Source organism: Catenulispora sp. GAS73, assembly GCF_041262085.1.
Classification (GTDB): Bacteria; Actinomycetota; Actinomycetes; order Streptomycetales; family Catenulisporaceae; genus Catenulispora.
In genome coordinates, this window is record NZ_JBGCCM010000047.1 from 46,308 (window position 1) to 59,669 (window position 13,362).

Genomic DNA, 13,362 nt, shown 5'->3' on the forward strand with positions numbered 1-13,362 from the left:
GCGACTGGTGCGCGACCGATCTAGCGACCGACTTGGGGACCGATCCCCGACCGTCGCAGGGCGTCGACCTGGTTGGCGTAGTCGCCGTCCTTGATCAAGACTGGTCGCATGCATCCGCGGCGCTGGCACATTCTCATGGCTCTGAGCGTCGCGCTGTGCACGGTCAACATCGGCACGCTGGCCCTGAACATCGGCCTGCCGAGCATCGGCGTGGCGATGCAGGCGACGACCAGCCAGCTCCAGTGGATCACCGAGACGTACGTCCTGGCGCTGGCCGCCCTCATGATCACCATGGGTTCGCTGGCCGACCGCTTCGGCCGCCGCCGGTTGCTGGTGGCCGGGCTGCTCCTGTACGGCGTGGCTTCGGTGGGCGGCGCCCTGTGCCACGCGCCGTGGCAGCTCATCGCGGTGCGCGCGGTCCTGGGCGCGGCCGGGGCGATGATCATGCCCGCCACGCTGTCGATCGTCCGGAGCGTCTTCCCGCCCGAGGAGATGGTGAAGGCGATGGCGGTGTGGACCGGCGTCGTCAGCGCTGGCGTGATGCTCGGGCCGATCGCCGGCGGGGTGCTGGTGGAGGCCTGGGGCTGGCCGGCGCTGTTCTGGATGAACGTGCCGCTGGTCGCGGGCTCGCTGCTGGCCGTCGCGCTGGTGGTGCCGGAATCGCGCGCGGCCGGCCGGCGTCCGCTGGATCCGCTGGGCATGGTGCTGGGCGCGGCCTCGACCACCGCGCTGGTCTACGCGGTGATCCAGGCTCCGCACGCGGGCTGGCTCAGCGCGCGGACGCTGGGGACGCTCGCCGGCGGCGCGGCGGGATTCGTGCTGTTCCTGTGGTGGGAGCGCCGGACCGCGTACCCGATGCTCGACCTGACGTTGTTCCACAACCCGCGGTTCTGGGCGGCGAGCGTGGCGGTGACGATCGCGTACTTCGCGCTCATGGGCACCGCCTTCCTGCTGACGCTGTATATGCAGACAGTCCAGGGCCACAGCCCGGTCGGCTCGGCGCTGCGGCTGACGCCGATGGCGGTGGCCGCGGGCCTGTCCGCGGCGGCGGCCGAACCGCTCGTCCACCGGTTCGGCACCCGCGACGTCGTCGCCGGCGGCCTGGCCGTGACCACGCTCGGCATGCTCGTGTTCTCCACGGTCGGCTGGCACAACAACGAACCGGTGGTCCTGGCCGGCCTCGGCGTGCTGACACTGGGCCTGGTGGCCGCGGGCATCGCCGCCAGCGAGTCGATCATGAGCTCGGTGTCGGAGGACCAGGCGGGCTCGGCGGCGGCGGTCGACGAGACCTCGATCGAACTCGGCGGCACCCTCGGCGTCGCGGTCATGGGCAGCGTGTACGCGGCCGGCTTCGCGGCGGGCCTTACCTCGGCGGTCCGCTCCCTCCCGGCCGAGCTGCGCAAGGTCGCCACCGAATCGATCAGCGGCGCGATCGAGGCCGCGGACCGCGTCGGCGGCCCGCTCGGCGCCGATTTCGCCGCGACCGCGCGGGCCTCGTTCCTGGACGGGACGCAGACCGCTGCCTGGATCGGCGCGGGGGTCGCTTTCGTCGGGGCGCTGCTGACGGTGCGGTTTCTTCCGGGCCGGGATTCCGCGCGGTAGCTCCACGCCGCGACGGCGCACGTAGTCGGGGCGACCGCGAACTCCTCGCGGCCGCCCCGGAGCGTTACAGGGTATTGCTGTCGTCGCTGCTGATCATTAGCTCGGGCTCCCCATGCACGCGTACGGAGCCCCGACCTGCGGCGGAACCGACGTCACGCCCGGCGGCAGCGCGCCGTGCAGCGCGTAGTACGCCAGGTCGGTGGTGATCGCCTGGGTATCGGCGGCGGTCGCGCCCGCGGCGTTGATGAAGTTGCCGGGGCCCACCTGGGCCAGCGTGTTCACCGGGTCGACGCCGTAGGAGAACGGGGTGCCTGGGCCCGGTAGATCCGAGGGGTTCGCCCAGTCGCACACGTTGCTGTACAGAGCGCGCACCGCCGGGGTGCCCACCGCGTACACCAGGTAGTTGCCGTCGAGCGTGTCCGCCCACGCCACCGCGAACGAGGTGGTCACCTGCTGCGCCGGCAGGCCGGCCGCGGCGGCGGAGGCCTGGGCGGTCGCCGCGTCCGCGGCGTCGGCCGCGTACAGGACGATCTGGTTCGCCCAGCTCGCCGGGGCGGTGGGCAGCGCCGGCGCCGCGTGCCAGGAGCCGGACGGGTCGCCGCTGCGCGCCCCGGTCGTCTCCTCGCTGAGGGTGCCCGCGTTCGTCACGTACAGGTTCGAGGGCTGCTCGTCGACCTGGTACGCCATCGCGCCCGCGATGCCGTCGGCCGATCCCGGCAGGGTCTTGCTCTGCCAGCCGGTGCCGTCGTTGTACGTGACCGCCGGCGCGCCGGACGCCGTCAGGTAGAACACCTCCATGCCCAGCGGCGCGCTGACGCTGGTCTCGGTCAGCGTGCCGGGAGGCTGCGGGAAGTCGCCGACGTTGGCCGGCAGCACCGAGGGCAGCAGGTAGGTCGTCGCCGCCTTGCCTCCGGCCGCCGTCGGGGAGCCGGGCAGGGTGGACGGCTTCCAGCAGGACCCGCTCTGCGTCGCCTCACCGAGTGTGCCGTCAGGGGCCGTATAGAAGACCTCTGCCGTACCCGCCGCCGTCGTCGCCACGGCCAGGCTGCTGCCCTTGGCCGCGAGGGCCGCCATCGGCACCGTGATCCAGGTCGGGCCGATGTCAGTGCTCGCCGTCACCAGGCCGCCCGGGCCGATCCCCAGGATGACCGGGCCGCTGGTGGTGTCGGCGAGCACCAGCGAGCCGGGCTGCGCGACCGGCGCCGGGTCGAGCACCTTGGTGCTCCAGCCGGAGGCCGACTGCACGTCCGCCGACAGCTGCCGGTGGTTGTTGACGAAGAAGACCTCTGTATTGCCGTCGGCCGTCGTCGTGGCGTTGACCGCCCCGCCGGCGATCGCCGTGCCCGGCAGCGTCTGGGTCTGCCAGCCGCCGGCGGTCTGCGAGGTCTCGGCGAGCGAGCCGTTCGCGGTGCGGTAGAAGGCGTGCGCGGTGTTCACGTCGGCGTTCGCGACGTCCGGGTAGGTCAGGGCCGTGATGTCGCCGGCGGCGTCCGGGGTGCCCGGAACGGCCCACTGGATCCACTGCCCGCCGTTCCAGTAGTCGACCGCGAGGCCGCCGGCCGACCGGGTGAAGGCGTACTGCACCACCGGCAGCGGGTCGTACCAGATCTGGTCGGTCGGCGCCGAGGCGACGGCCGCCGAGGCCGCGACGACCTGGATGTTCTTGCGCACCGTGGTGGTGGTGCCGAAGCTGGAGGTGATCGTGACGGTGGCCGTGTACGTGCCCGGCTCGCTGAAGACGTGGGTCACGTCCGCGCCGGTCTCGTTGGTCATCCGGGTGTCGCCGAAGGTCCAGTAGTAGCCGGTGATCGTGCCGCCGGGCACCGAGCCGGAGGCGTGGAACCGCGCGGTGGCGCCGTCCACGGCGACCGTGGCGGCGTCCATGGCGCCGGTCGGGTTCGCCTGCTGCGCGGTGGTCGGCGGGGTCACCAGGGCCCACTGCTCGCCGGGGCTCTCCACGCTCGCGGCGAAGGCCGCCAGGTCCTTGATGTTCTGGTCGTACTGGACGTCCACGGCCGCGTCGCCGGAGAAGTCGCCGTTGACCATGTTGATCGTGCCGTCGGCGTTGATGCCGGAGATCAGCCCGACGTGGTCGGCGAAGCCGTTGGGCAGCCGGCCGGGACGGTAGAAGAGCACTGCGTCGCCCGGCTCAGGCGTGCCGGTGTTCGCCTGCGGGTTCTGCCCCTGGTGCACGGCCCAGGTGTGGAACGAGACCGCGCCGGCGTTGAGGGTGTTCATGTCCGCGGTGACGCCGGCCTGCTGCCACACCCACTTCGCGAAGTCCGCGCACCAGGTCTCGTTCTGGTTCCGGACGCCGAAGGCGGAGTTGTAGCCGCAGCCGTCGCTGTTGGAGGAGAAGCCCGCGACCAGGGTGCTGTACGGGTCGCAGTCGATGGTGTTGAAGTTCGGCACCGGGGGATCGGTCTGGACTCCGACCTGGCTGAGTGCGATGTCCGCGATCTTCTGGCCGAGCGGGGTCGCGTCGGTGGCGGCGGCGGGCTTGGCCGCCCGTGCCTTGGCGGCCGCGGCCTTCTCGGCCGGCGCGGAGCCCGAGCACACGCCCGGCGCGGAGATGTTCCAGGCGGTCTTCAGCGCGGCGGGCAGGCCGGTCGCGCAGCCGTACAGGCCGGTGCTGACCAGGCGCCAGCTGCTCCCGGTCTGGACGAAGACGCCGGTGTTGGCGTCCTGCAGGGCGACGGCCTGTTCCGGCGTGGCCGTGTCCGCCGCGTCGAAGGCGGCGACGGCCCAGGTCTGGCCGTCCGCCGTGCCGGTGTGCAGGGTGCCGGTGCGGATGCCGCCGATCGCGTCGCCGCCGACGTGCCGGCCGGCCGCGAAGGCCCGGGTCAGCGTCGCCGCGGTGGACGAGGCGGCGGACGGCGCGGACGGCGTCGCCGGGTTCTGCGAGGAGTCGGCCGTGGCAGCCGGCACCGTCGCGGTCGTGATCGCGAGAGTGGTGAGTATGGAGACGAGGACCCGTCTCGTCAGGGGATTCGTACGTGTTCGTGACATGGGCGATGTCCCTCTCAGCCCGACGGAATCAACCTTCTGCGTAGGGTGGAGCGACTGAGAGGGTATCGCGGATTGGCGTGGAGTGGTGTGGACTGATGTGGAGCCGATGGCGTCGGGCTGATCTGACGGCGCTCGACCGAGCGCGTAGCCTGTCCGGATTCCCCACCTCCGTGACCGTCGAGCCGCTCTGCAAGCGCCAGAGCCCCGCCTACCTTCGAAGACATGGCCGAACAGCACATGCAGACCGTCCCCGAAACCACCGCTCCCGCCGCCGCGCGGTACCCGATCACCGACGCCGATGTCCGTTTCTACCGCGAGAACGGCTACCTCCTGGTCAAGGGTCTCCTCGACCTCGACGAGGCCGCCGCCATGCGCGAGGAGTGCCACGACCTCCTCGGGCGCCTCAACGAGACCGACGACCCGACGTGGGGGAGTGCCCGCGAGGCCGCCGGCGCCGCCGCCACGCGGCTGCGGCACTGCCACGACACGCAGTTCCACTCCGCCGCCTTCGCCCGGCTGCTCGTCGACCGCCGCTTCACCGACACCGCCGCGGCGTTGAACGGCAGCCCCAACCTCCAGCTGCACCACACGAAGATGTTCGTCAAGCCGCCGGAGAACGGCTCCCCGTTCCCCATGCACCAGGACCACCCCTTCTTCCCGCACGCCAAGGACAGCGTCGCCGCCGCGATCTTCCACTTCACCGACGCCGAGGAGGAGCGCGGCTGCGTCCGGGTCGTGCCGGGCAGCCACCACAACGGGCCGCTGGAGCACATCGAGGACGGCAGCTGGCACCTGGCCCCGGACCAGTGGCGGCTGGACGACGCGGTGCCCTGCCCGGCGGAGGCCGGTGACGTGCTGTTCTTCACGTACCTCACGGTGCACGGTTCCGGCCTCAACACCTCCGACCACGAGCGCGTCACGTGGCTGGTGCAATACCGGGATCCGGAGGACCGGCCGACCACCGACGACCACCAGTGGTCGCTGGGGCAGGGCATGATCCTGCGCGGCGTCGATCCCACGGCGCGCCGGCAGTGACTGCCGACGCCACGGCGGACGGGCTGCGCCTTTCGGGCGCGGCCCTGCGTCGGCTTCGCGCCGAACGGGTCGGAGTCAGGCTCGCCGGCCGCCGGATCGAGTTCGTCGACTGGGGCTTCTACGCCCCCGAGCCGTGGCGCAACTTCCCCCACGTCCACTCCTGCTACGAGCTCTGCTACACCTACGCGGGACACGGCACGTTCCGCGTCGGCGGCACCGAGCATCCCATCGGTCCCGGGGAGCTGTTCCTGGCCCGGCCCGGCGACGTCCACGACATCGTCGCCTCCGACGAGGACCCGATGGGCATCGTCTTCTGGTCCTGGGCGGTGCTCCAGGACGGGGCCGGCACGAAAGCCGCCACCGGCTCGACCACTGACGACAACCACGACGCCGCCGATCTCATGGAGGCCTTCACCACCGGCGACGACCGCGTCGCAATGGCCGCCGACGGTCCCGTTCCCCGCATCCTGTTGCTGCTCGCGCGGGAAGCGGCCGATCCCGGACCCGGCAGCGCGGAGATGATCGGATCCCTGGCCTCCGCGCTCGTGCTGGCCGCGGCTCGCACCCTCAGCGACCTGCCGTCGCGCAACCTGTCGCGCCACCCGGCCCGGCTCGCTCCCGCGACCCCCGGCGCCTCGACCGTGACGACGATGATCCGCTACCTGCGCGACAACTACCACCGGCCGGTCCGCATCCGCGAGGTCGCCGCCCAGGTGCACCTGAGCGAGCGGCACGCGGCCCGGCTGTTCCGCGAGTTCGCCGGCTGCACCGTGCACGCCTACCTGGCCCGGTGCCGGTTGGAGGCCGCCGCCCAACTGCTCTGCGACCCCGGCCACCATGACACGCCGATCGCCGCGATCGCCCGCTCCTGCGGCTACCTCGATCGCCGCCACTTCACCGAGTCGTTCCAACGGCATTGGGGGTTGTCTCCGGCCGCACTTCGGGCTCGGGGCGGTACCAAGCACCTTCTTTAGCTTCAGCTCTAGCGGGGCGGCAGGTCGTGCAAGCGCACATCGCTGAGCCGGCCGTCCTCCACGGCGGCGGTCATAAACGTCGCAAAAGGCTGCCGGCGCCGGTCAGTCGGCGAGCCAGGGTTGAGCAGGCGCAGGCCGCCGGGTGCCTGACTGTCCCACGGGATGTGGCTGTGCCCGAACACCAGGACGTCGGTGTCAGGGAACTGCGCCGCGCACCGCTGTTCACGCCCCTTCGCCGGACCGGTCTCGTGCACCACGGCGAACCGGCACGACTCCAGCTCGACCCGCGCCACCAACGGAAGCCGCTCCTGCAACGCCGGGCCGTCGTTGTTCCCGTAGACCGCGACCAGCCGCTTCGAACGTTCCTGGAACAGGTCGAGGGCGGCGGTGTCGACCCAGTCCCCGGCGTGGAACACGACGTCGGCCTTGTCCAGCGCGTCGAGCAGCGGCGCGGGCAGCGCCTTGGCGCGGGTCGGGAGGTGGGTGTCCGTGGTCAGCAGCAGGCGCACGCGTGTCTCCCGTGGCGAGTCGTCTTTGTTCCGTCATGCTATGACATGTGGCGATTGCGGTGGCGGTGACGGCAGCGCTCTTGGCCGCGCTGGCCTTCGCGGTCGCCGCCGTGCTCCAGCAGTCCGCCGCCGCGTCCGTCCCCGAGACGCGATCCTTGCACCCGAGTCTCATCGTGTCCTTGCTCCGGCGTCGGGTATGGCTCGCCGGCGCGGCGCTGGACGTCGCCTCCTTCGGCATCCAAGGCGTGGCGCTCGCGTTCGGCCCGCTGGTGCTGGTGATGCCGCTGGCGTCGACCGACCTGCTGTTCGCGCTGCCGCTGCTCGCCTGGCGCCGCGGCCGCCGGCTCACGCGCGCCGAGATGGCCGGCGCGGCGTGCACCGCCGGCGGTATGGCCGCGTTCCTGGTGGCGTTGCCGTCCGTGTCGGGGACGGCCGTGCCGGGGCTGGCGGACTGGACGCTGGTGCTGATCGCCGTCGTGGCGGTGGTGGCCGCGCTGCTCGCGGTGGGATTCCGGACGTCCGGCAGGGCCCGGACCGCCTTGTACGCGGCGGCGGCCGGGATGCTGCTGGCGTTGCTCGACGCGCTGACCAAGAGCGCGGCCGACCTGTTCCGCAACGACGGCTGGGACGCGTTGGGGCACTGGGAGCCGTACGCGCTGATCGCCGTCGGCGTCACCGGACTGCTGCTCGTCCAGAGTTCCTACCAGGCCGGTTCGCTGGCGATCAGCCTGCCGGTCATCGATACCGTGGAGCCGGTCGGATCGGTGCTGATGGGGGCCGTCGTGTTCCGGGAGCCGCTGGCCACGTCGTGGGCGCTGGTCGGCCAGGCGGCGGCCGGGGCGTTGGCGATCGCCGGGATCGTGATCCTGAGCAGGTCGTCGTTGGTGCAGGCGTGACAGCGGCCTGGCCAGAGTCCTGATCCACTAGGCTGATCCGGTCTTTCCCGCCGTGCGCAAGATGGAGTGCCCTCGTGACCGTCAAAGACGCGGACATCGCCCGCGCGCTCATCCCCGTCCTGGGCGCCGACCACGAGGTGGTGGCCGAGCGGCTGCACGCCGAGCCCGGGGGCGTGCACTGCGCGCGGCTCGCGGGCGGGGAGCGGATCTGGGTGGTGAGCCGGTATGAGGACGTGCGGAATCTGCTCGCCGATCCGCGGCTGGCGCTGAACAAGAAGGCTTCGCAGGCCGGTTACGAGGGCTTCGGGTTGCCGCCCGCGCTGGAGGCGAACCTGCTGAACCTGGACGGGGAGGACCACGCGCGGCTGCGGCGGCTGGTGTCGTCGGCGTTCACCGCGCGGCGGGTGGAGGGGCTTCGCGAGCGGATTCAGGGGCAGGCGGATGCGCTGATCGATGTGCTGATCGATGCGCTGGTTGGCGACACCGGCTCTAGCGCTGGCATGGCGGACCTCGTCAGCGCCTACGCCGCGCCGCTGCCCATCGCAGTAATCTGCGACCTGTTGGGCGTCCCCGGCGAGCAGGGTGCGACGCTGCGCGGGTACACGCAGGTCCTGCTCGCGCCCGGCGAGTACGGGCCGGAGCAGGTGGCCGGAACGATGCGCGGCATCATCGGGCTGCTGTCCGGGCTGCTCGCGGCCAAGCGCGACGAGCCGGCCGACGACCTGCTCTCGGCCATGATCGCGGCCCGCGACGGCGCCGACCGCCTGTCCGAGGACGAGCTGCTCTCGCTGGCGTTCCTGATCCTGTTCGCGGGCTATGAGAACTCGGTGCACGTGATCAGCGCGGCGGTGGCCCGGCTCCTCACGGACCCCGCCGCCGCTGACGCGGTGCGCGCCGAGCCGGACCCGCACACGCCGGGCATGACTGCCCTGGTCGAGGAGGTGCTGCGGCGCGACCAGCCGGGGACCACCGCGATCCGCCGCTTTCCGACCGAGGACGTGGCGCTTGGCGACGGTGTCGTGATTCCGGCCGGTGACACCGTTCTGCTGTCGGTCAGCTCCGCGAATCGCGATCCGCAGGGCGCTGGGAGCCCGGGGGCGGGCGCGGGTCACGTCACGTTCGGGCATGGAGTGCACTACTGCTTGGGCGCGCCACTTGCTCGACTCGAAGTGCGCATCGCGTTGTGGACGTTGCTGGCCAGGCTCCCCGACCTGGCCCTGGCCGTGCCGTCGGAGGAACTGGTCTGGCGGTCGAGCCACCGGCAGCGATCGCTCGCCGCGCTTCCGGTCACGGTTGGGAAGGTGCTTCCGCGCTCCTCTTGACCGGAGTTCACCGCACGAAACTCACCGCACCAGGGGCAGGAAGATCGTGTCGACGATCTCCTCCAGGACGTCGTCGGGCGCGGGGGAGTAGGTCGTCAGCAACTCGTGCCGCAGCAGGTCGAACGGCAGGGTCTTGACGCGCTCGGTGAGGCGGTCGGCCTTGACCTCGCCGCGTTCGACGGCGCGCTCGAAGATCGCGTCGACGGCCTGCTTGCGGCCGGTCGCGGAGGGGTCGCGCAGGTCGCCGGTGCCGGCTCCGGTCTCCTTGTGGTAGCCGGCGAAGTAGCTGCTCATCGCGGTGATGAGCTCGACGCTGGTGGCGTTGATCTCGCGCAGGAGCGTCAGGACGTCCTCGCGGAGGCTGCCGGTGTCGGGGGCCTGCAGGACGTTCTTCTGCAGGACGCGGGTGAGGGTCGCGCGGACCAGGGCGTCGCGGTCGGGCCAGCGGCGGTAGAGGACCGGCGGGCTGGTGCCGGCGCGCTTGACGACGGCGTCCATGGTGAAGCGCGCGTAGCCGACGGCGGTGAGTTCTTCCCAGGCCGCGTCGAGCAGCGCGTTCTCCAGGGCGGCTCCGCGGCGGCGTTCGGGCATCGTGACTCCCTCGTTTAGATAGAGTTGCGTATCTAATCGTAGCGGCCTAGTCTGGGGTTCGTAAGATAGAGGTTTGTATCTTAAGGAGCCGTCGATGAACGCCACCCCTGCCCGGCCGCCAGAGCCGGACCGCATCGACCCCGCCCTGCGGCGCCTGACCTTCACGCTGATCGTCGGTGCGCTCGCAGTCATCTTCGACACCACGATCATGAGCGTCGCGATCGACACCCTCGCCGGGCAGCTGCACACGTCGCTGGCCACGGTTCAGTGGGTGACCACGGCTTATCTGCTCGCGCTGTCCGCGACGATGCCGGCGGTCGGCTGGGCGCAGGCGGTGCTGGGCGGCAGGCGGCTGTGGATCCTCGCGCTCGGGCTGTTCTTCGCCGGCTCGATGCTGTGCTCGGCGGCATGGAACGCGCCGAGCCTGATCGCGTTCCGCGTGGTTCAGGGCGTCGGCGGCGGCGTCATGATGGTGCTGATGGCCACGCTGATCATGCAGGCGGCCGGTGGGCGGAACATCGGCCGGATCATGTCGCTGATCACGGTGCCCACCGCGCTGGGGCCGGTTGTCGGGCCGGTGCTCGGCGGGGTCATTCTGCATCTGGGGGAGTGGCGGTGGATCTTCCTGTTCAACGCCCCGTTCTGTGTCGTCGGCGGATACCTCGCCTGGCGCAACCTGCCGCATGACGGACCCCGCCCCGGGACGCGTCCGCGCCTGGACGCCGTCGGCATGACGCTGCTCTCGCCCGGGGTCGCCGCGGTCGTCTACGGCCTGACGCAGCTCGGCGGTTCCGGCGGGCCGGCCGGTGCCAAGGCCGGGCTGCCGCTGCTGATCGGGGTGGTGCTCCTGGCCGGGTACGTCGCCTGGGCCCTGCGGCGCGGCGGCGACGCCCTGCTCGACATCCGGCTGTTCCGGCACCGGTCGCTGGCCTCGTCCTCGGCGCTGCTGCTCCTGGCCGGCGCCGCGCTTTACGGCGCGATGCTGCTGATGCCGCTGTACTGGCAGCAGGTTCGCGGTGAGTCGGCCCTGGGGGCGGCGCTGCTGCTGATCCCGCAGGGCGTCGGCACGCTGCTCTCCCGGTCGCTGGCCGGGCGGTACATGGACCGCTTCGGGGCGCGCCCGATCGCCGTCGTCGCTTTCGCCGTCACCTTCGCGTCCACCGTCCCGTTCGGCTTCGTCACCGCCACGACGAGCAACACGGTGCTGATGGCCGTCCTGTTCATCCGTGGCCTGGGGCTCGGTGCGGCCATGATCGCGCTGATGGGCGGCGCGTATGTCGGGTTGCGGCGTGAGCAGATCCCTGCCGCGTCCAGCATCAGTCGCGTCGCGCAGCAGGTCGGAGGGTCGGTGGGTACTGCGGTGCTCGTCATGATCCTGCAGCGTGCTACTGCTGGCGCGCACACCGTGTCGGCTCAGGCTGCGGGGTTCGGCGACGCGTTTTGGTGGGCTGCCGCGTTCACGGCTGGGGCGGTGCCGCTGTGCTTGCTGCTGCCGGGGCGGGGTGGTGGTGAGGGGGAGGGGTCGGGTGTGGGTTCGGGTGTGGGTGCGGTCGATGAGCTTGCTGAAGCTGAAGTCTGAGTGGGATCGGTTTTGCGTCTGACTCGCATCCCGTGGGTCAGGCGCCACTGCGGTTTGTCGGCAGGTGGCGATGTCGGCGGCGCGTGCTATATCTGTGTATAAGGGGCGATAATTCCCTAACAAAATGCCGCCACGCCCGACTCGCACACCAGGCTGCGCTGGCGGCCGCCGGTTTGCGCGTGCACGACCACGCGTGAGCCCGAGTCACTGCGCATGTCGTAGGCGGCAATCGTCGTGCGTGGTGGGCGCCTTGAGGCCTCCGGCGGGCGCTCTACAGCGAGGGGGCGACCCGTGCGTCGGGCTTGGGGGCGCCGGTCCGCGACTGGTCGGCTTCCTTCACGCTGTTGCCTGCGTTGCGTTGTCCGGTGGCGGTCGCTGCTTGTGGTCGCCGAGGTTCTGGGTCCCTCGCCGCGTCGTCGCCGTAGACGGAACCAGCCCGGTTTGGCGGAATCAAGCCGCACCCCTGTTGCTGTGGTACAGCCTCGTCCGGCTTGACACCGCCAAACCGGCCAGGTTGGCAGAGCCCGCCGACGCGGCGAGGGACCCAGAACCAACACCCCGCATGGTCCGGTCGGACACGACGAACCACGTGGCCGGCCGGGCTGCCCCGTCGCGACCGGGGTGGCCGGATCGTCTGCGAAGCTTCGCGGCCGTTCAGCGCTTCGGCCAGAACCACAGCGGCGAATCCAGCAATCCCTGTCCCGGCAGTACCGTCTCGCCGTTCACCTTCTCCAGCTCGACCATTCCCACGTCCCGTCGCAGCTCCGCTGCGGCGCGCGCGATGGCGCGGATCAGGGCGTCGGCGTGGGAGACCACGATGATCTGGCTGCGTTCCGACACCGCCGCGATTAGCGCTCCCAGTGGTGCGAGTAGGTCTGGGTGGAGGCTGGTCTCCGGCTCGTTGAACACCAGGAGGTCTGCCGGGCGGGGGCTCAGTAGGGCGGCGGCCAGGAGCAGGTAGCGCAGGGTGCCGTCGGAGAGTTCTGGGGCGCCGAGGGGGCGGAGGAGGCCGGGTTGGCGGAGGTGGAGTGAGAAGCGGCCGTCTGTCTCGACCTGTACCTCCAGCCTGCTGCCTGGGAATGCGTCGTCGATCGCCGCGTCCAGTTGCGGGCGGCGGCCGGTGGCGATGATGGTCTGGAGGGCGGCGGGCAGGTCGGCGCCGTTGTGCGACAGGACCGGGGTGCGGGTGCCGATTTGCGGGGCGCGGGCTGGGGCGTCGGTGTCGGTGCGGAAGTGGTCGTAGAAGCGCCAGGAGCGGATGCGGTCGCGGACTCGGAATAGTTCTGGGGCGGCTTCGGGGTCGGCGAATTCGCTCAGCATGCTGTCGAACTGCTGGATCGGGTACGGCTTCGGGGCCCATTTGCCGTTGGCGCCGCGGATCTTGACGACGTCGTTGTGCCGCTCGATCAGCGATGTCGCCGGGCGCAGCACCGGGCCGCTCCACACCGCCTCGGTCTTGATCGCCGGGTCCAGGTTGAACTTCGCGGCCTCCGGCTCCCCGCTGGGCACCGGCAGGCCGAGGTCGATCGCGTAGCCGAACTCGTCGCCGCCGAAGCCCAGCCGCAGGCCGATCGGCACGCTGCGCACCGTGCCCTGCGTCCGCTGGCCCGGCTTCGTGCCCCGCTCCGGACCGGCCCACAGGGTCGAGCGCAGGCCCCCTTCGCGCGCCAAGGCCGCCACGGCCCCGTTGCGTGAGACGTCGGCCAGCAGGCGCACGGCCCGGTACAGGCTGGACTTGCCGCTGCCGTTCGCGCCGGTGACGACGGTCAGCGGGCCGACCGGGATGCACAGGTCGCGCAGCGAGCGGTAGTTCTCGACGGCCAGCGTGGTGATCACGCCTTCGAC

At 71.5% G+C, this 13,362-nt stretch carries 10 protein-coding genes; 6 read left to right on the plus strand and 4 right to left on the minus strand.

The genetic code is table 11. The features are described 5' to 3' along the window. Positions 1-108 precede the first annotated feature (108 nt). Entirely contained in the window at positions 109-1,602 is a 1,494-nt protein-coding gene (locus ABH935_RS44575; protein WP_370384061.1) for an MFS transporter, read from the plus strand. Positions 1,603-1,698: 96 nt separating this feature from the next. On the opposite strand, the gene ABH935_RS44580 is transcribed toward ABH935_RS44575, so the two are convergent. Then, positions 1,699-4,611, minus strand: coding sequence for a PKD domain-containing protein (locus ABH935_RS44580; protein ID WP_370384062.1), 2,913 nt, complete (start codon positions 4,609-4,611; stop codon positions 1,699-1,701). Between the two features lie 222 nt (positions 4,612-4,833). On the opposite strand from ABH935_RS44580, the gene ABH935_RS44585 reads away from it, so the two are divergent. Together ABH935_RS44585 and ABH935_RS44590 are read left to right on the plus strand one after the other, a co-directional pair. Beyond that, positions 4,834-5,646: a phytanoyl-CoA dioxygenase family protein gene (locus ABH935_RS44585; RefSeq protein ID WP_370384063.1), complete on the plus strand. Its 813-nt coding sequence runs from the start codon at positions 4,834-4,836 to the stop codon at positions 5,644-5,646. Next, entirely contained in the window at positions 5,643-6,620 is a 978-nt protein-coding gene (locus ABH935_RS44590; RefSeq protein WP_370384064.1) for an AraC family transcriptional regulator, read from the plus strand. The genes ABH935_RS44585 and ABH935_RS44590 overlap by 4 nt, the downstream gene beginning before the upstream one ends. 8 nt (positions 6,621-6,628) lie before the next feature. Here ABH935_RS44590 and ABH935_RS44595 read toward each other — a convergent pair whose 3' ends face one another. Further along, positions 6,629-7,129: a metallophosphoesterase gene (locus ABH935_RS44595; RefSeq protein WP_370384065.1), complete on the minus strand. Its 501-nt coding sequence runs from the start codon at positions 7,127-7,129 to the stop codon at positions 6,629-6,631. Between the two features lie 47 nt (positions 7,130-7,176). Between ABH935_RS44595 and ABH935_RS44600 the strand changes: the two genes are divergently transcribed. Continuing rightward, on the plus strand, positions 7,177-8,025 hold the full coding sequence (locus ABH935_RS44600; RefSeq protein WP_370384066.1) for a DMT family transporter: 849 nt from the start codon (positions 7,177-7,179) through the stop codon (positions 8,023-8,025). Between the two features lie 74 nt (positions 8,026-8,099). After that, positions 8,100-9,347 carry a cytochrome P450 gene (locus ABH935_RS44605; RefSeq protein ID WP_370384067.1) on the plus strand — a complete coding sequence of 416 codons (1,248 nt, stop codon included), beginning with the start codon at positions 8,100-8,102 and terminating at the stop codon, positions 9,345-9,347. 21 nt (positions 9,348-9,368) lie between these two features. Here ABH935_RS44605 and ABH935_RS44610 read toward each other — a convergent pair whose 3' ends face one another. Beyond that, positions 9,369-9,938, minus strand: a complete 570-nt coding sequence (locus ABH935_RS44610; protein ID WP_370384068.1) for a TetR/AcrR family transcriptional regulator — start codon at positions 9,936-9,938, stop codon at positions 9,369-9,371. 94 nt (positions 9,939-10,032) lie between these two features. Here ABH935_RS44610 and ABH935_RS44615 point away from each other — a divergent pair, with 94 nt between their 5' ends. Next, positions 10,033-11,517 (plus strand): DHA2 family efflux MFS transporter permease subunit, encoded by a 1,485-nt coding sequence (locus tag ABH935_RS44615; RefSeq protein ID WP_370384069.1) that lies wholly within the window; start codon positions 10,033-10,035, stop codon positions 11,515-11,517. Positions 11,518-12,171: 654 nt separating this feature from the next. Here the strand turns inward: ABH935_RS44615 and ABH935_RS44620 are convergent. Next, positions 12,172-13,353 (minus strand): AAA family ATPase, encoded by a 1,182-nt coding sequence (locus ABH935_RS44620; protein ID WP_370384070.1) that lies wholly within the window; start codon positions 13,351-13,353, stop codon positions 12,172-12,174. Positions 13,354-13,362 lie beyond the last annotated feature (9 nt).